The 18,192-nt window shown below is 61.2% G+C and carries 19 protein-coding genes; 11 read left to right on the top strand and 8 right to left on the bottom strand.

Features of this window, described 5'->3' with window-relative positions; translation table 11 throughout:
- Positions 1–216 precede the first annotated feature (216 nt).
- The 10 genes from PHO31112_RS18905 to PHO31112_RS18855 all read left to right on the top strand — a co-directional run bounded on the left by PHO31112_RS18905 (position 217) and on the right by PHO31112_RS18855 (position 9,815).
- Positions 217–1,986 carry a mechanosensitive ion channel family protein gene (locus PHO31112_RS18905; RefSeq protein WP_150621933.1) on the top strand — a complete coding sequence of 590 codons (1,770 nt, stop codon included), beginning with the start codon at positions 217–219 and terminating at the stop codon, positions 1,984–1,986.
- The gene (locus tag PHO31112_RS18900) at positions 1,976–3,490 is read left to right on the top strand and encodes a DUF2252 domain-containing protein (protein WP_150621931.1); all 1,515 of its coding nucleotides are present in this window, start codon (positions 1,976–1,978) and stop codon (positions 3,488–3,490) included. The genes PHO31112_RS18905 and PHO31112_RS18900 overlap by 11 nt, the downstream gene beginning before the upstream one ends.
- Before the next feature lie 402 nt (positions 3,491–3,892).
- The gene (locus tag PHO31112_RS18895; protein WP_174995785.1) at positions 3,893–4,633 is read left to right on the top strand and encodes a BON domain-containing protein; all 741 of its coding nucleotides are present in this window, start codon (positions 3,893–3,895) and stop codon (positions 4,631–4,633) included.
- A gap of 223 nt (positions 4,634–4,856) precedes the next feature.
- Positions 4,857–5,216, top strand: a complete 360-nt coding sequence (locus PHO31112_RS18890; protein WP_150621926.1) for a BON domain-containing protein — start codon at positions 4,857–4,859, stop codon at positions 5,214–5,216.
- Positions 5,217–5,283: 67 nt separating this feature from the next.
- The gene (locus PHO31112_RS18885; protein WP_150621924.1) at positions 5,284–5,715 is read left to right on the top strand and encodes a PRC-barrel domain-containing protein; all 432 of its coding nucleotides are present in this window, start codon (positions 5,284–5,286) and stop codon (positions 5,713–5,715) included.
- A 300-nt stretch (positions 5,716–6,015) separates the two neighbouring features.
- Positions 6,016–6,171, top strand: a complete 156-nt coding sequence (locus PHO31112_RS18875) for a DUF3309 family protein (RefSeq protein ID WP_010807870.1) — start codon at positions 6,016–6,018, stop codon at positions 6,169–6,171.
- Positions 6,172–6,272: 101 nt separating this feature from the next.
- Complete coding sequence (locus PHO31112_RS18870; RefSeq protein WP_150621920.1) at positions 6,273–6,515, top strand: ChaB family protein; 243 nt, start codon at positions 6,273–6,275, stop codon at positions 6,513–6,515.
- An 88-nt stretch (positions 6,516–6,603) separates the two neighbouring features.
- The gene (locus PHO31112_RS18865) at positions 6,604–7,233 is read left to right on the top strand and encodes a TetR/AcrR family transcriptional regulator (protein WP_150622097.1); all 630 of its coding nucleotides are present in this window, start codon (positions 6,604–6,606) and stop codon (positions 7,231–7,233) included.
- Between the two features lie 85 nt (positions 7,234–7,318).
- On the top strand, positions 7,319–8,293 hold the full coding sequence (locus PHO31112_RS18860) for a DMT family transporter (RefSeq protein WP_150621918.1): 975 nt from the start codon (positions 7,319–7,321) through the stop codon (positions 8,291–8,293).
- Between the two features lie 307 nt (positions 8,294–8,600).
- A complete protein-coding gene (locus PHO31112_RS18855) occupies positions 8,601–9,815 on the top strand; it encodes an MFS transporter (protein ID WP_150621916.1) in 1,215 nt (404 codons plus the stop codon).
- Here PHO31112_RS18855 and PHO31112_RS18850 read toward each other — a convergent pair.
- The 5 genes from PHO31112_RS18850 to arfB form a co-directional block, all read right to left on the bottom strand.
- Positions 9,713–11,143, bottom strand: coding sequence for an MATE family efflux transporter (locus PHO31112_RS18850; RefSeq protein ID WP_217427047.1), 1,431 nt, complete (start codon positions 11,141–11,143; stop codon positions 9,713–9,715). The genes PHO31112_RS18855 and PHO31112_RS18850 overlap by 103 nt on opposite strands.
- 176 nt (positions 11,144–11,319) lie before the next feature.
- Positions 11,320–11,922: a DUF2239 family protein gene (locus PHO31112_RS18845; protein ID WP_150621914.1), complete on the bottom strand. Its 603-nt coding sequence runs from the start codon at positions 11,920–11,922 to the stop codon at positions 11,320–11,322.
- A 124-nt stretch (positions 11,923–12,046) separates the two neighbouring features.
- On the bottom strand, positions 12,047–13,342 hold the full coding sequence (locus tag PHO31112_RS18840; protein WP_425495217.1) for a type II toxin-antitoxin system HipA family toxin: 1,296 nt from the start codon (positions 13,340–13,342) through the stop codon (positions 12,047–12,049).
- 26 nt (positions 13,343–13,368) lie between these two features.
- On the bottom strand, positions 13,369–13,665 hold the full coding sequence (locus PHO31112_RS18835; RefSeq protein WP_150621910.1) for a helix-turn-helix transcriptional regulator: 297 nt from the start codon (positions 13,663–13,665) through the stop codon (positions 13,369–13,371).
- Between the two features lie 113 nt (positions 13,666–13,778).
- Positions 13,779–14,195 carry an alternative ribosome rescue aminoacyl-tRNA hydrolase ArfB gene (arfB, locus tag PHO31112_RS18830; protein ID WP_150621908.1) on the bottom strand — a complete coding sequence of 139 codons (417 nt, stop codon included), beginning with the start codon at positions 14,193–14,195 and terminating at the stop codon, positions 13,779–13,781.
- Positions 14,196–14,725: 530 nt separating this feature from the next.
- On the opposite strand from arfB, the gene PHO31112_RS18825 reads away from it, so the two are divergent.
- Positions 14,726–15,337, top strand: a complete 612-nt coding sequence (locus PHO31112_RS18825; RefSeq protein WP_150621906.1) for a hypothetical protein — start codon at positions 14,726–14,728, stop codon at positions 15,335–15,337.
- Between the two features lie 417 nt (positions 15,338–15,754).
- On the opposite strand, the gene PHO31112_RS18820 is transcribed toward PHO31112_RS18825, so the two are convergent.
- From PHO31112_RS18820 to PHO31112_RS18810, 3 genes are all read right to left on the bottom strand, one after another.
- Positions 15,755–15,967, bottom strand: a complete 213-nt coding sequence (locus tag PHO31112_RS18820; RefSeq protein ID WP_150621904.1) for a hypothetical protein — start codon at positions 15,965–15,967, stop codon at positions 15,755–15,757.
- Between the two features lie 61 nt (positions 15,968–16,028).
- Positions 16,029–17,492, bottom strand: coding sequence for a heavy metal sensor histidine kinase (locus tag PHO31112_RS18815; protein ID WP_150621902.1), 1,464 nt, complete (start codon positions 17,490–17,492; stop codon positions 16,029–16,031).
- A gap of 21 nt (positions 17,493–17,513) precedes the next feature.
- Positions 17,514–18,188 carry a heavy metal response regulator transcription factor gene (locus tag PHO31112_RS18810; RefSeq protein ID WP_039375692.1) on the bottom strand — a complete coding sequence of 225 codons (675 nt, stop codon included), beginning with the start codon at positions 18,186–18,188 and terminating at the stop codon, positions 17,514–17,516.
- Positions 18,189–18,192: the final 4 nt, after the last annotated feature.

The following is an 18,192-nucleotide window of genomic DNA, read 5'->3' as shown; positions in this document are numbered from 1 at the left end:
CCATTACCCGCTCCGGCGTACGTTCTCGGCGATGAGCGCCCTCGTGGCGTTTCGCGTGCAACGGTCGGTGGCGACCCTTCGGACCACGAAATCGAGGGCACGAACCAGGGAGCAGGCGAGGGCAGAGTACGGCAGCCCTCGATTTTGCCTGATTTCCGTCAGAATTCCTCGTACTGCTTCAATCTTGGTAGCCAATTTGCCTGCTGGAGCTATGCTATGCGCATTCGCATGTGGCTGTTGCAAGTGTTGGTGGTATGTGGAATGACGATGGCGCCGGGGCTTCCGGCGATGGCGGCAACGTCTGCCGCTTCTGCCTTGTCCGGGGGGGCAGACACGGTAAGCAGGAGCAGCGGCGCGTCCGGGGCTGTCTCCCAGGACGAGGCAGAAGCGGCCACCGATAGTCAGGATGGCGTTGAGCTGCGCTTCATGGACCGTCCCGTCGTGACGTTTCGCGGCGTAATCGGCGGCGCCACGCCGGCCGTGCGTGCGGCGCGGGCGCAGTCGGTGCTCGAGAGCCTGCCGACCAGCGCCTTCAATGCTCCGGTCGATGTGCTGCGGGCCTCGTTGGGCAGCGTCTCAGGCGTCGCCTTTCGCGTTCAGGACCGGATTCTTTTTGCGCTGACGGCCGACGACCTCGCGCCGGGCGACCCGCGCACGCTCGACGCTGCCGCCGAGGACGCTAAAACACGTCTGCAAGTGGCCTTCGCTGCCCGCCGCGAACAACTGCATTGGCCGACCATTCTGCGCGGTGTTGCCCTCAGCGCGCTCGCCCTGGTCGTGCTTGCGATGCTCCTGATCAGCGTCGGCCGTATGCGTACACGACTGGAGGCGCGCCTGCAAAGCGCCTTCGAGAAGCGCATTTTGCAGCGCACCGCGCGCACCTTCGACTGGGCCGGCTCGGCGGTCCACCTCGTCCATCAGATCGTGCAGATCGGCGCCGTGTGTCTGGCACTGACCTTCGGTTATCTGTACCTGATTTTCGTGCTCATGCAGTTCCCGGTCAGTCAGCCGATGGCAGAGCGGTTATCGGCCTTTCTGTGGACGCTGGTCGACCGTTTCGGGATCGGGGTTGCCGCTTCCATCCCGGGAGTCATGACGGTCATCGTCATCTTTCTGCTGACACGGGCGCTGCAAAGCCTCATCAACAACGTGTTCGATGCGGTGCAGAGCGGGCGTCTGATCATTCCCGGCATGCATCCCGAGACGGCCGGGGCCACGCGGCGTGTGGTCTCCGTGGTGTTGTGGGGATTGGCGATCACCTTTGCCTATCCCTACATGCCGGGTGCGCAGAGCGACGTATTCAAGGGACTGTCCGTGTTGCTGGGCCTGATGGTGACATTGGGCTCGAGCGGTATCGTCAACCAGTTGATGAGCGGGATGGTCGTGATATACAGCCGTGCGCTGAAAAAAGGTGATCTTGTTTCGATCGGCGATGCGACGGGTGTGGTCGTAAGCGTCAATGCGCTCTCGGTGAAGATCGTCAATCTGGCGCAGCAGTCGCTGACCATTCCGAACGCGGTGGTTGTCGCGTCGACGGTGCGTAATTTGTCGACGCAGGACCGCGAGCGAGGTGTCGCCATCAGCACGACGCTCACCATCGGCTACGACACCCCGTGGCGGCAGGTTCATGCCATGCTGATCGAAGCCGCAGGACAAACGCCCCAGGTCGCCGCCCGGCCGGCGCCGTATGTCCTGCAACGCGCCTTGTCGGACTTCTACGCCGAGTATGAAATCTTCGCCACGTTGCGAGACCCGTCAACACACTTTGCCGCGCTCTCGGCGTTGCACGAGAACATTCAGGACGTCTTCAATCGTTACGGCGTTCAGATCATGTCGCCGCACTTCCAAAGGCAACCGGATTCGTCACTCGTCATCCCTCCGGAACACTGGTATCCGGCGCCTGCTAGCGCTCCGGCGGGCGAGCGTCCGCCGGCGTCTGTGTCGCCTGCTGCATCGCAAGAACAAGGAGCTGGTCGTGCCCGCTAAATCGTTGCCTGCGTCTGCGTCGTCCAAAGCGAGGGCCACCGCGTCCTCTGCTCCCACGCCGCCTGTCGATACCGATACACCACCCGTGCCGGTAGCGCCGGTAGTGCCGTTCGAAACCCGTGTCGCCGTTGGGCGAAAGCTGCGAGAGAAAACGCCTCGCGGCAGTCATGCCCACCTCGGGAATACCGACCGGGACATCATCGAACTGCTGCGCACGAGCAGCGATGGGCGCGTTGGCGCGCTTGTTCCATTGCGCTATGGGCGCATGCTGGCCTCACCCTTCGCATTCTACCGGGGCAGCGCCATCGTGCAGGCGCACGATCTTGCTGGCACCCCGAATACCGGTCTGACCATGCAGATTTGCGGAGACTGCCATCTGGCCAACTTCGGCGGGTTCGCCACGCCGGAGCGCACGTTGATCTTCGATCTGAACGATTTCGACGAAACCGCACCCGGCCCCTGGGAGTGGGACCTGAAGCGTCTGTGCGCGAGCCTGATGCTCGCCGCCCGGCAGTTCGGCTTTGGCGATACCCTGGGTGTCGAGATGGTGCGTGCTGCCGTGGACGCCTATGCGCGGCGTCTGGACGAGTACGCTCACATGCCGACCATCGCGCTATGGCATGAGCAAGTCACGTTCGAGCGCATGCTCGGCCTCGCCCAGACCGAGCGTGTGCGCGAGGGTGTCAAACGCGGCATTGCACGAGCGACCGGACGCACGCATGAAAACGTGCTGCCCAAGTTCGCCCAGCATGTCGGCGATCACTGGCAGATTCGCGACTCGCCGCCCACGGTCTTCCACGTCCACGGGGCGACGACGCTGTTCGGCCCGGAGGACGACTGGCTCGGGCTGGGCGACTGGCGCAAGCTGTTCGCTCCCGTGTACAAGAGCTATGTGAGTTCGCTGTCACCCGATCGCGCCCGCATGCTGGCGAACTATACGCAGGAGGATCTGGCGTTCAAGGTCGTGGGCGTTGGCAGCGTCGGCACGCGGTGTTTGGTGTTGCTCATGATGGATACCCACGAGCAACCGCTCTTTCTGCAATTCAAGGAGGCGTCCAGGTCGGTCGTCTCGCGTTTCTTCAGGAACGTCACGCCCAAGCACGACGGACGCCGCGTGGTCGAAGGTCAACGTCTCATGCAGGCGGCGTCCGACGCCTTTCTCGGCTGGGGTTCCGGCCCGTTCGGCCGATGCATCTACGGACGCCAGCTGCGCGACATGAAGATCTCAGCGCAGTTCGAGCTGTTCAGGGCCGACGGCTTCAGGGAATATGCGAGCCTTTGCGGGTGGGTGCTGGCGCGTGCCCACGCCAAAGCCGGCGGATGCGCCGCAGAACTGGTCGGTTACGTGGGCAAGGGCGTCCGTCTGGGTGAGGCGTTGAGCCATTACGCGACAGATTATGCCGATCAGGTCGAGCGCGATTACGAGGTGTTTCGCAAGGCGTGCCGCGACGGACGGCTCGAAGCCCGCACCGATGCCGACATGGCCGCCGACTTCATGGCATGAGGGGGGGAATCCCGCCAATGCATTCCGGAGGGCTGAGGGGAGCGCTTTGGCGTATGCCGATTCCTCGTGGCGAGTGCGCGCCGCACTGGCGGACGTCACGGTGCCAAACGGGTAATTCATAGGAATTGTCCGATGTTGCAGGTGGCATATATACGTAATCCTCGTGCAGATGCCACGTTCCATCATCCCGAATTACTTTCATAATTCGCGTTAAACCATTGATTTTCATTTGAATTTTTAACGTGAAAATCGACATCAAATCGACGTTGTGCCGTTTGCCAGCGTCCGCCTACACATCTTTCAGATTTCGCCGATTCGCCGGATGAAACCGGCTATCTACAATCGATTTCAACAAGTCTGCTGCCAGTTGCAACAGCACGGATGGCAGTCAAGGAGGTTGTCATGGCGAAACGCATCCCCCCAACACGGAAGTCGTCTCAGGACAGGGGGACGGACGAAGGGACGCAATACGAGCAGCACGCACTGACGCACGAGGACGGTGATGCCGAGACGATTGGCGCGCAGCCGTCCGCGTTGGAAAGCGATGCGGATACACAAACACATGCGACCGGGCAGCCGGCCGCCCGTGGAGCACAGACGGTGCATGCGCAGAAGCAGAGCGACCCAGCATGGCTTGGTGCCTCTGACCCGGTGCGTCTGTCTCAGTCGCTGCGGGTCGATTGGCCGGAAGGCACGAAAGGGGTTGAGGTGACACCGCCCCCCCGTGACACCGAAGGCAAAACGATGTTAGGCGAGGCCGAGTGGGCCACAGGGAGTCAGGGCCGTGATGGAGATGGGCAAGGTCACATGAATGCGGGTATGCGGGGCGGGCCGCAAGAGACGGCAAACGCCACCGTCCATGCCAACTCGCGTGGCCCGTCGTCCGCCGACGTCACGATACGTGACGACGTCCGCAAGGCGTTGTCCGAAGCACGCGACCTCGAGGTATCGCATGTCGACGTCACGGTGGCTTCGGGACTGGTGTTGCTTACGGGCTATGTCCCAGAACGCTGGATGAAGCATGTGGTGCAGACGGTCGTCTCGAAAGTCCCCGGCGTGAGCGGCGTGGACAACCGGTTGCACGAGCGTCGCGATAAGGCGATGAGCCGTCCGGGCGAAAGTCAGGAAGGTCACAAGATCTGAGAGGGAACACCGCAGTACAGGACATCCGGCCACCCGGCCCATGTTGTCGAAAGACGCATGCTTCGGGGGGGCTGGCAAAAAGGCAGGATCGGGCATCTCCCAGCGAGGAGATGTATCGCCAATGACCCGGTCGTCGCAGGGGCGCCGCACGTGAGGCGTGCAGGAAGTGATGCCCAAAGCAACAATGTTGCCGATGTGACGGCTAATTCTCGGGAGATCAACAATGAAACAATCGAATCTGCTCAAACTTGTCATGGCCGGTGCACTCGCAACGACGGGCCTTGCCGCACACGCCCTCGATCAGGGCGGGATCATCAAGATTGCCGATAACGCAAGCGCCAGCGGCGTCATGAGCGATGCCGGCCGCAAGATCGACGATTCGGCGCTTACCGCCAAGATCAAGGCCGAGCTATTCGCCAAGAAGGACGTGCCGTCGACCAAGATCCACGTGACCACGCGTCATGGCGTGGTGCATCTGACCGGCTCGGTACCACAGCCGGCGCAACGGACCCTCGTTGTGGATACGGTCAAGGGCGTTGACGGTGTGGTCGACGTCAAGGACGACATCAAGGTAATGAAGTAACTCAGATTTCGTCATGTCGAGGGCGAGTGTTCTCGCGCCTCGACACCACTGGACGAAGGAGAAAATCATGACCATGCAAACCGGTCGGGATCCGACGGCCCAACCAGGCGCACGCATCGTGGGTGCTCCCCGAAAGCTGCATGATGGCCCTGGGCCGTCGGTAATGGCTGCCGACACGCTCGATGCCGAAGATGTGGTGAACCCTGCTGGCGAAAACCTTGGCAAGATCAAGCACATCATGCTCGATGTGCAGCACGGCACCATCGCGTACGCCGTATTGTCGTTCGGCGGTTTTCTGGGCATGGGTGACAAACTGTTCGCCATTCCGTGGCATGCGCTGCAGCTCGACGTTGGAAACAAGCGCTTCATTTTGGGCATTGACAAGGAAGCGCTCAGGAAGGCGCCGGGCTTCGACAAAGATTGCTGGCCGAGTATGGCCGACCTGCATTGGGCCGAGCAGGTACATGCGTATTACACCGTCGACCCGTACTGGCTTTGAGCCGCGAGAGACCTCGTTCATGCTGAGCCCAATTGAAATCCGCCGGCTGACGCAGGCTCCTCGCCTGTATGCGCACCTGCCTGAGCCTTACGACCCAGGCAAGCCGCCTGGGATACCGCCGCCGAAGTCGCCGCCTCCCGATGAGGACGAACCGACGCCGGTCCCCCCGCCTGACGAACCACTGGATCCTCCAGTGGAAGAACTGCCGCTTACGTTACCGCTGTAAGTGGCAATGTGCGGATCATGACCGTTCAGCCGTGCTCGCACGATTAGCGGCCGGATCGGCAAGGGAGGAGAGTCATGCTTGGCACCATCTTGTTGATTGTTTTGATTCTGTTGTTGATCGGCGCGATACCCGCGTGGCCGCATAGTCGCGGATGGGGCTACTATCCGTCCGGTGGCATCGGACTGGTGGTGATAATCGTGCTGGTACTTTTGCTCTTGGGGCGTATCTGACGCCGGCGGCGCTGTGCCTGGTGCAATCCGCCGGTATAACCGAAGTTTTACCAACGGTCCCCACCTGACATCGGGCGGGCCGTGTGCAAGGAGACATCACCATGCCTTATCGTCAGACTCACGATCTGCCGGCAAGCGTCAAGGATCACTTGCCGGCGCATGCACAGGAGATTTACCTCGAGGCGTTCAATTCCGCCTGGGATGAGTACCGCGATCCCGGCGAACGTCGTGGTCATGAATCGCGCGAAGAGACCGCACACAAAGTTGCCTGGGCCGCCGTGAAGAAGACCTACGAAAAGGATGAAAAGTCCGGTCAATGGCACGCGAAGAAGTCGCACCACTGATCGACAATTCGGGGAACCGCACGCTTTAGCGTCATACCTCGGTGTGAGGGTGTTGATTTTGAGACCAATCAGTTCTATTATCCACGCCATGAACAGATCCTCATCATCTCGCCCTCGTATTCGGGGGACTTCCGAAAGGGGGCGGCCACGGGAATTCGATGCCGACCAGGCAATCCAGGCCGTTGCCCGTGTCTTCTGGGAGCAGGGTTATCACGCCACGCCGGTGGATGCGCTGTGCGAGGCAACAGGTGTTTTTAAGGGAAGCTTATATCGAACATTCGGTGACAAGCATGGTTTGCTGACCGCCGCGTTCGATCAGTATGCGGAAGGTGCGATTGCGCGCTTGAAAGAACGGCTGTCGAGCGACCTACCTCCACGGCAGGCGTTGCGAGAAGCCCTTTTGCACTATACGAGAGTGAGTGTAAATCTGCTCGACCGACACGGCTGCTTCATTACAAATACCGTGATCGAACTCTTGCCTAGTGACGAAATCTTGCGGCCGCATATCGAATCGACGCTACAGCGCATCGCCATGCAGTTTAGCTTAGCGGTCGCACGCGGTCAGCAAGTCGACCAATTCGATCGGAGCCTGGATGCGGAAGAAGTCGGGCGCTATCTGCTCTGCATGGTGCAGGGAATGCGCGTACTCGGCAAGGTTGATATGGATGAGGCGGCGCTTATATCAATCGTGGATATGACCATGCGTACGTTAGTCTGAAACTGGGAAATCCTCCATCGGGTGGACTTGATTCTGTTGGCGTCGGCAGTTGCCGATTTTTTGTCTATTTTGAGAATGATTGGTCATGAATTTAAAATCGGCTTCGTCCTCACTGTCAACCAGCTATTGGAATGGCGTCGTGTTATGTTTTGTCGCAACCATGCTGATGGGGGTGATGTTTCCCGTCATGACCGATGCATTGACCCATGTTGATCCGTTCACCTTCACCTCACTGCGCTACCTGATTGCCGGCATTGCATTCGCCATGTTGTTGCGACATCGGGAAGGCGCCAGCGCGTTTCGAGCGGATGGCCAGTCGCTGTGGCTTGCGTGGCTCATGGGGTCAATCGGCTTCTGTGGTTTCGGCTCGTTTGTATTTCTGGGACAGCAACTGGCAGGCCCGGAGGGTGCGCTCAATGCGTCCATCATGATGGCGACTCAGCCGATGATGGGATTACTTGTCAATGCTCTGGTGCGACGGACGGCTCCGCCGTTATTTTCACTTGTTTTCGTCGTAATTTCGTTCTTAGGAGTGTCGCTGGTTATTACACGCGGAGACATATTGACAGCGTTACACGAGCCTCAGCACTACGCAGCAAGTGCTCTTATCGTGATCGGGGCATTGTGCTGGGTCATCTATACTTTTAGCTCCGCATACTTCACTCGTTGGTCCGCACTCAAGTACACGACGATGACAACGTGGCTCGGATTAACCACGATTTTCGGTGTGAACGTGATGCTTATTGCCGCACACGCCATTCCCGCGCCAACTATTTCAACGCTGCGGGAAATTGTGCCGCACCTGGCCTATATGGGGCCGATAGCAGGTTTTCTGGCCATTCTCTTCTGGATTTCTGGCAATCGAATCCTGGGGCCGATGAATGGTGTGCTGTTCATGGATGTTGTTCCGATCACTGCGTTTGTTGCCTCCGCATTGATCGGTGTCGTTCCCAATAGCGCTCAGGTAGTGGGTGCATCGCTAACAGCGGCGGCACTGCTTTTGAATAACGTGTATTTACGTCAAAGAGCTGTTCGGGCGACGACATCCACTACGGCATGATTTCGGCGGAACTCACCATGAATCAATCTGGCATGACCTGTCCCAACGCACTCGCGCCGATGGCTGGCGTCGGTACATCCGAATGCCGCGCTGCATGTGCAGACTTACGGCGAGGTGGTCGATACCACGGTATTGATCCCACGCGCGCTGCAGAAGTTACCGGGTTGGCGTAAAATCGCCCTCCTTGAACGGGGCTGCGTCGGCGGATCGACATCGCCAGACTATGCAGCGCCCGATGCCGTTTTCCTTTTTCGTTGGTCGTTGCGAACACCTTCAGTCCCCGCATCGGCTGTCATTCCGAATTCCGATGAGTGCCCCCCAAGTCCTGCTCGCTGAGGCTGCCGAAGCACTGCCTCAGTCGTCCATTCCCGTCTGGCTCTCGTTCGTGGCGCTTGCCATGGGCGGCTTCGGTATCGGAACGGGCGAGTTCGTCATTATGGGTTTGCTGCCCGATGTTGCCCATGGTCTGAACATCACGATTCCGCAAGCTGGCCATGCGATCAGCACCTATGCGCTGGGTGTCGTGATCGGTGCGCCGTTGCTCGCCGTGCTCGGCGTGCGTCTGCCACGTCGCGCCTTTCTGATTGCGCTCATGGCGATGTTTGCTATCGGCAATCTGGCGAGCGCGCTTGCCCCGAGCTACATCGCGCTGATCGTGCTGCGTTTCCTGAGCGGTTTGCCGCACGGCACCTATTTCGGTGTCGCCGCGCTGGTCGGGGCGTCGCTCGTACCGCCACATCGGCGTGTGCATGCCGTGGGGCAGGTCATGCTGGGTCTGACGCTCGCCACGCTCTTCGGCGTGCCGTTGGCCGCAGGTCTTGGTCAGTGGCTTGGCTGGCGTGCGGCGTTTGTGCTCGTCGGCATCATTGGTGCGATCACGGCCGTGATGGTCTGGCGCTGGGTGCCGAATGCCCCGGCACCTCATGGTGCGAGCCCGTTGCGCGAATTGAATGCGCTACGCAACGCGCAGGTGTGGCTCACGCTAGGTATCGGTGCGATCGGCTTCGGCGGCATGTTCGCGGTGTTCAGCTACATCAAGCCGACGCTCATGCAAGTCGCCGGTGTTCCCGAAACCTGGGTGCCGTTCTACCTCGCGCTGTTTGGCGTCGGTATGGTGGCGGGCACCATCGTGGGGCCGCGTCTGGTGGCTGCTGCCTCGCTCATGCGGGCCATCGGCGGCACGCTGATCTGGTCGGCGTTCCTGCTCGGAGCGTTCACGTTCACATCGTCGAATCCGTGGCTGGCCGGCATTAACGTGCTTGCCATCGGCACCATCATCATCATCGGCCCGGCTTTGCAGATTCGACTGATGGACGTCGCAGGGGACGCACAGACACTGGCGGCGGCGCTCAACCATTCGGCGTTCAATATGGCCAACGCCGCCGGCGCTTGGCTTGGCGGCGTGGCGATTTCCGCAGGCTACGGCTGGACGTCGACTGGTTGGGTCGGTGTTTTGCTGTCCTGCGCGGGTATGGCGATGTTCCTCTGGGCGCGGTACGACGCCCGCCGGAAGGCCCGGTAACACAGACCCTGCATTGCCCACATGACGACGAACGCGAGCGGATATGCCCACCAGATTCCAGTGAGCCCGGCGATTCGCTCGAAGCCCCATGCGGCGGGCACTTCGATGCCCAGTAGTCCGGCAACGCCCAGAAGCATGGGTATCCACACTTTTCCGCTCGCGCGCATGGCGCCGACCATGATTGCTGTCATCCCCATGAGCAGTACGCTCCAGGCCACGATATAGAGCAGATGGGTGGCAAGTGCCAGCACGTCCGGGTCGGTCAGAAACCCGCGCATGATCGTCGGGGCTGCCAGACACACCAGGACGATCAGACTCCCCGTCAATCCCAGATTGCAGAGAAAGCCGGTACGCACGATGGCGCCGATGCGTTCGCTGCGGCCCGCGCCGATGGCGTGCGCACATAGAATCGATGCGGTGACGCCAAGCGTCATCACGGGAAGCTGCAACCAGCTCATCACTTGCGTGACAGCCCCGTAGGCTGCCGTGGCATTCGCGCCGTGACGGTTGACCATGCCGAGCAATGCCATCTCGGCGATGGCCATCGTGAGCATCTGCAGGGCAGCCGGGACACCGATGCGCAGAATGCCACGCCCCAGCGCCGGGTTCCAGCGAACGGCGCGCCACAACGCTTGATCGGGCGCGAGCGGGTGTCCTTTATGACGCCAGCAGGCCGCCATCCACAACAGCGCAATGCTGAATGAGAGCAGTGTCGAGGCGGCGGCGCTGGCTACGCCGAGCCGGGGAAATGGTCCCCAGCCGAAGATGAACGCCGGAGTGAAACCGAGCGAAAGCAACGTGGCAATCAGCAAGGTGAAGAGCGGTGAGACGGCGTCGCCCGTGCCACGGCTCATGGATGTCGTCAGCCAAAGCAGAAACACGATCGGCATGCCGACGAGCATCCAGCGCGCGTAAAGGGTCGCGGCGTTGAACACGCTCGCGGGTGTACCGAGTCCGCGCATGAGCGGCGCGGCGAACAGACCGCCGAGCACGCTGATGACGACACCTGCCACGAACATCATCATGAGGGCCGTGCCTGCGATGTTTCGTGCCCGGATCAGATCCCGCGCGCCCCATGCCTGCCCGATCATTACCGTCGCGCCAGCAGACAGCCCGATCACGATGGCGAGCAGAAAGAAGAAAACAGGAAAGAATGCCGAGACCGCAGCGATAGCGTCGGTGCCGATCAGATGACCGAGATAAATGCCGTCGACCGTGCCCGCAATAGACTGAAGCGCGTTGGTCAGCATCATCGGTACGGCAATCATGAGCCACGTGCGCCAGAGCGGGCGGGGCGGCGCAGGGAGAACGGAAGTGGGTTGCGTCATGGTGTGAAGTTCTTGGCCGGGTCGTGAACGGGGCATATGCGAAGCGGTGGCAAAAGCAATAGGCAAAGCGGTGCCCGTCCGGTGCGGCGGTCCGCCCGGTGAGGATTGAAATCTGGGAGTCGGGGGCGCTACGCGCGCCCCTTGCTTAGAAGGCCTTAAGCGGTCTCGTCGCTGCCTTATGCGGCGTCGTCGGCCAGATCGTCCGTGGATGCGAGTCGCAGCAAATGCGTGCGTACATCTTCGGGCCAACCGGCAATTCGTGCGCCAAGCGCGTCGAGATCCTGCGCAAAGAGGGCACGCGACGCTTCTTCGAAGTCGGGCAGATCACCCGCGATAGTCGACATGAAGTGATAGGCCCGCTCCTGCGCGCGGCGCAGCAGGTCTCGTCCGGCATGCTTGCGGCGTGCTTCGTCCACCAGCTTGCGCAAGACAACGGATGCACCGCCTGGCTGCTCGGCCAGCCAATCCCAATGACGCGGCAACAAGGTGACTTCACGCGCCACGACGCCGAGCTTGGGGCGGCCTCGTCCTTTGACGGCGGGCGCATCGGATGCAGCGACGATTGTGGCCGATGCGGGGTATCGCGCCCGTATGTCGGCGGCCGAGCCGCGCACGTCGACGTCGCGCGTATTTCCGGTCAGGTTGTCGAAAATCAGCACCGAGGCGTGCGGATCGGCAATCATTGCCTGCTGATAGGCGATGGCCGCGTCGGCGAGCGAGCCCGACGCGATACGACGCATGTCGCGAAAGACGGTATATCCAAGGGAATTGGCAGGCACAGCAGACTCCGGTAGCAATAGGAATATATGGGTACCGGCGAATATTACCCGGGTGTTATTTGAATTTCAATATTACCCGGATAATATTTTTCCTGCGGGGAGGCACGTCAGATGCAGACAGCATTCAAGCTGTGAGGGCGACGCCGCCATTCAGGCGCTCAAGCACGGTGGCGCGCACGGCTTTCGGTGCTTCGCCGAGCAGCGCAGGCCACTTGGCCTGTGCCTCGCGGACGGTCTCCCGTGCGATGGTCGTCAACCGGCTGACACGAAGGAGCCCGGCGCTCCGGAGCAAACCTTCCAGGGCGTTCCAGTCGAAGGCTCGCAATGTTCTGTCGATGGCCCGGTTCACACCGTAGTGCGATTCGGGGACATCGAGGAAGAAGGCGGCGACGCACACCGGGTCGTACACCGGCGCCAATTGCGGCGTATGGGCATCGGGGTAGGTCAACGCCCAATTCTTGAGGTGGGCGTCGGTATTGCCGAGCAGGATGAAGGCGATCAGGCGGCGCAGGAACTCGCGCACGTCGCGCACCGGCTCGCCGGACAGTTGGTCGAGCACTCGCAGCATCGTCGTGTAGTCGGTATCGAGCCCGCGCCCGTACTTGCTGCGCGGTGGGTATTGCAGCACTTGCGCGAATTCCTCCATGTGCACGCGGCGTCCGTCGGGCAGACGGTCGAAGCGGGGTACGGCGAGGATATGTTCGAACGGCACCTGCTCAGGCAAGTCGGCATCGCGTCGCGAGACGATCTCTGCCTTCGCGCAATCCAGATCGAGGGCTTCGCACAACCGATAGCCCGTGAATTCGTTTTCGACCAGATCCGGGTGCCGCGTGGTCGGCAGCTTGAGGATGACGGAGCCAGCGCGTCCCTGACGTTTGACGATATAGCGCCGGCCATCGCGAATGGCGGAGAACTTGGTGACCACGCCGGGCAGCGAGGCCGCGTCTTCCACCGGCGTGTCGACGAAACCCGGCTCCACCATTTCGAGACCAAGGGCCGTGTGCCAGCGGTGGACAACGTCTGGAACGCCTTCCCGTGCCGGCACGGGTTCGACTTCGAGCGCGCCCATCAAATCGTGACCGGCTGCGGCGAGCAGCTCGAACTCGTCGTCCGGGCTGCAACGTCGCTCGGCGGCGAGGCGTTCGCGGTTATGGCCTTCCGGCAGCAGATTCTCGAAATAGACCGGCCAGCGACCGTCGGTGCGCACCAGACGAGCATCTTGCGGCGACGCGAGAATCTCCCGTGTCGCGGCCTCGTTGGCACCGCGATAGGCCAGCGAGAGCACCGGGCGCCGGGCATCGGCGATGTAATCCTCGTCGAACGACATGCGCAGAATGTCACCGTATTGCGAGAGATAGCCGATGGCGCGACGCGTCCCGTCGGGCATGTGCAGATAGGCGCGCAGATATTTGATGTTCATGGGCAGAGATCCGGGGCCTGGACGGGTTAGCGGGCGAGCGTCTCGACGATGGAAGGCGGGGCGGAAACACCGCTGGGTTGTGCGAGGTATTTACCGCCGGAGCGAAGAAAAGACTCGACTTCCTGCCGCAAACTGGCCGGCACGAGCATCGGTTCGAGTCCGAGGGCGCGCGCCGTTTCCAGCACGGTCGACATGCGCGGGTCGAGTGCGCCGGACTCCATCTTTTGTACGGTCATGCGAGACAGCCCGGCGCGATCGGCCAGCTCCGCTTGCGTCATGGCGGCATCCTTGCGTGCCGCCACCAGCGATTCCATGAAGCTCATAATGATGTGCTTTTATTGTGGAATGATGCTTTATCTTAGCATTTTGCCAAGCATTTTTCCAGAAAAGATAACATAAATTATCTTTTTATGGAAAAAGATAATTTTAATTATCATTAATCGTCATGGCTGGAGAAGACCTTGCCTCGTGACGCCTTGACGCGAGAGCGGCCCTGCTTGGCATCCCGGCGGCGCACTTGGCTGCCGAGGGTGGGGCGGGTCGGAACGCGGCGGCGGGGCGGGACGGCGGCAGCATCGACCAGCGCTTGCAGGCGCGCAAGCGCATCGGCCCGGTTAAGTTCCTGCGACCGATGTTGCTGTGCCTTGATGACGACGATGCCGTCCTGAGTGATGCGGTGATCCAGCCGGGAGAGCAGGCGGAATTTGACATCGTCAGGCAGCGACGAGCGCATCACATCGAAGCGGAGATGGATGGCGCTGGAGACTTTGTTGACGTTCTGCCCACCGGCGCCCTGAGCGCGCATGGCGGTGAGTTCGACGTCTTCGGGAGCGATAAGAATGCGACGGTTCATGCGACAAGGATAACGTTCTCGCCGTCCGGCCTACAAGCGCGCCCGACCTAAGGGCCGGAAGGCGCGTCAGACGCCATCAGATTCGCGTCCCATCGATAGCCGAATAGTGATTCGGAATGCAAATCGTCAAGGGGTATACGCTTCATCCGAAAGGATTATGAATTACTTGAATGTCCTGAGTAATTTCATAACAATTTGTGGTGTATTTTGATGACGAAGGTGATTCTATTTCCGCGTCGGGCTGGAAAAATGGTTGATCTACCTCAAGATGCGATACTTTTCTTCCCCATGGATAGGGCAATCGGAGGTGTCGCGAGGGAATTCTCAGGGACATTTGAATATCATATGACGACGCCGATATCTGCCATGTAACTCAGAATTACATTGCGCCTTGAAATATTTTGTTACTATCCACCCGAAACATTCGGGTTTTTACCAAGTCAGGCCGAACCCGCCATGTTTCTTCGGATAATTAACTAATTGCGATCCTGATGCGGGAATCGCATTCGTCGATAACAAAGGGATTCACCATGAAGCTTACGCAAGCCATGATTCTTGCCGGACTGTTGTCGCTTGGTACGGTGGCGCATGCGCAGGATGCGACGCGACCGGCGCCGATCGTAAAGGGGGGCATAGTCGAATTCGGTACGACGCTGCTCGGCGTCAATGCCAAGGACCGTACCATTCAAGTGGCCGACGACCACGGTAAGCCCGTGACTTTGGTGGTCGGGCCGGAGGTGCGGAACTTTGATCAGATGCGCAAGGGCGACAAGGTGGTTGTGGCGTATGAGCGTTCCGTGGCCATTTCCGTCGCACCGGGCGATGGCATTCGCAGCCGGGTAGTCACGGAAGCGGCCGATCGTGCCGCACCGGGACAGCGTCCGGCGGCCGACGCCGCACGAAATCTGAAAGTCGTCGCTACCGTCCAGCGTATCGACCGTAATTCGAATGTCGTGACACTGCGTGGACCGTCGCGCACGGTCGACATTGCTGTCGGCGATCCGAAGTTGCTCGAAGGCGTGAAGGTCGGCGATTCCGTCACGGTGAACTACACCGAGGCAGTTGCGATCGCCGTCACGCAGGACCCGTCCGCCAAGCGCAAGTGGGTGCCGCCGGTTCCTGCGCCGGCGCCGAAGCCCTGAGTTGAATAAAGGGATTGTCTGACGCACGACGCGTCCGTTGTCGCCTTGACCGCAGCGTTGCCGACGTCGCCAGTCATGGCGCGTCGGCGCGCACCGCCCGCCGGATACGGCAAGCAACCAGAGACCGCGATGGCACGTTCCGCCTTGAAGTTCGACGATGCAACCTATGCTGCCTTGCTCGCGGCTGCACGCGATGCCGACGCGGCTCATCCTCACGATAATCCCGCCTTTCTCGATGCATTTTTCCTGAAGGCATGGAAAGTCACGCACCGCATTTATGGCGCGCAGACGTACCTGCGCTTCATTGCGCAGGCCGGTGTGACACGTCGCCCTAGTGCCGGTACGGTGCAGAAAGCCATCGCACGTGCCCGTGCGGTGTACGAAGTGCCGGCCGTCCCACCACCGGGATCACCGCTGTCAGGCGGCCAGTCCGCCTGGGCGCAGAAGCTCGAACAGAATCAGGCGAATGCCTTGACGTTGTTCCACACGATACCGGGGGCTCACAACCCGGCTACCGATGCCGCGATCGATGCGGCAGACGCCCAGCGGCGAGTGCGGGATCTTGAGCGTGAGAATCTCGAGCTGCGTGCACGTCTTGTGCAGATGACGGTCGCGGCGGCGTATGCGCACGAGGCCCTGACGATTTTCGCGCCCCAGGCCATTTTCAGTAAGTCGTCGGTGTTCAGGCGCGTCAGGGCGTCTGATGCGCGAGGGAAGACGACGGCGCTGTTGCGCCGTCGTGGCTTTGAGACGGTTCGTCATCGAGGGGTGGTGTGCCGGTTTTCCGGCCGGTGGACACCGAGAAGCCGAATGTGTTGAGTCCGCCTTTGCTGCGGGCCCAGACGGTGCCGCCGTGCATTTCGGCAATCGCCTTGACGATGGCCAGCCCCAACCCGTGATTCTCTCGGCTGTTCGTGCGCGACGGCTCTGCCCGGTAGAAGCGATCGAACAAGTGCCGCAGCACGTCGGGCGGAATTGGCTCGCCGGGGTTGGTGACTTCGATGCTCACCTGACGGGCGTCATCCACTTTGGACGAGATCCGGACGTCGATATTGGCGCCTGACGCACAATGCTCGACGGCGTTCATCACCAGATTGGCCAGTGCGCGCCCGAACAGTGCTTTGTTCACGTGCGCAATGGCGCTGCCATGCAGACGGGCCGTCGCATGGGCTTCTTCCAGTGGAATCTCCAGAAACTCCAGCGTGTGCACCGCTTCACTAGAGAGCGACACGGCCGTGAGCCCTGTCGCGCGCTCACCCTGATCGGCGCGCGAGAGGAACAGCATGTCGTTGATGATCGTGCGCATGCGGCCCAACTCTTCCAGATTCGATTGCAGTAACGCGCGCAAATCCTCAACGGGTCGCTCGCGCGTGAGCGCCACCTCCGTTTGCCCGATCAGGATGGTTACCGGTGTGCGCAACTCGTGCGCCACGTCGGCATTGAACGACTCCAGCCGCTCATACGCGCTGTCGAGCCGGGCCAGCGCACCATTGAACGAGTGCGTCAGATCGTCGAGTTCGACGGGCAACGACCGCGTATCGAGCCGCTGCGAGCGGTTGTCGGGGCTGATTTCGGAGGCTTCTCGTGTGAGCCGCGTGAGTGGCGCCAGGCCCAGACGTGTCACGGAATAGCTGAGCAGCAGCACGCCAAGACTGCCAAGGGCGGAGAGTGCCGCGAGGCCGAGGCCGAAGGCGCGCAGCGTGCGCTCGTTCGGCGAATAGCTGGCGGCAACCTGCAGGGCGACGGCTGGTCGCGAGCCATAGGGCGGCAGGATTTCGCGTGTGGTCAGCATGTCGTCGCCGCCGTTGTCGGGCTTTAACCGCACGTAGCCGTTGGACAGGCGTTTGACGAACATGCCGCTCACCGGCGTGCCGAACGTGTAGTTCGGGTCGTCGCTCGTCACGGCGTAGGTCGTGGTGCCGTCGCGCGGTGTCATGTCGCTGAGTTTTTCGCGAGCGATCTGCCACTTTCCCGGTGTGCCGCCGTGATAGACGATGATGTGGGCGATCTGTGCGCGGTCGTCGAGCGATTCGCGCAGGTGCCGCTCCAGTTGCACGCGCAGCATCAGGTAAAGGGCGGTGCCCACCAGCGCGAACACCGACAGCGCCACAACGGCGAACATGGCGGCGAGGCGGCGGGAGATCGAGTGTTTCATGACGACGCTCACGCGCGGCGCTCAGGCCTCGCGCACCTCAAGCACATAGCCCATGCCGCGTACCGTGTGCAGCAGCTTGGTGTGGAACGGCCCGTCGAGCTTGGCGCGCAGCCGCTTGATGGCGGTCTCCACAACGTTCGTGTGGCTGTCGAAATTGACGTCCCAGACCAGTTCGGTGATGGCGGTCTTGGACAGGATGTCGCCCTGTCGGCGAGCAAGCACCGAGAGCAACTGGAACTCCTTGGCGGTGAGGTCGAGCCGTTGGCCGTCGCGCGTGGCCCGGCGGCCGATCAGGTCGACGTACAGGTCGCCGACCGAAATCAGCGTCGATTCCTGCACGCGCGTGCGGCGGGCGAGGGCGTGCAGACGCTCCACCAGTTCAATGAACGAAAAGGGCTTGGTCAGATAGTCGTCTGCGCCTTCGCGCAGGCCGCGCACGCGATCGTTCACATGATCGCGGGCCGTGAGCATGATGACCGGCGTCGACTTACGCTCGCGTAGCGAGCCGAGCACGGCGAAACCGTCACGCTTGGGCAGCATGACGTCGAGCACGATCACATCGTAGTCGAACTCCAGCGCCAGATGCGTGCCTTCCTCGCCGTCGAGCGCTACGTCGACCACCCAGCCTTGCTCGGTCAGCCCGGAGCGCAGATAGTCCACTACCTTGTGTTCGTCTTCAACGATCAGTACTTTCATGTCG

The organism is Pandoraea horticolens (genome assembly GCF_902459555.1).
GTDB classification, from domain to species: Bacteria; Pseudomonadota; Gammaproteobacteria; order Burkholderiales; family Burkholderiaceae; genus Pandoraea; species Pandoraea horticolens.
This window is presented reverse-complemented; position numbering and strand designations above follow the sequence as displayed.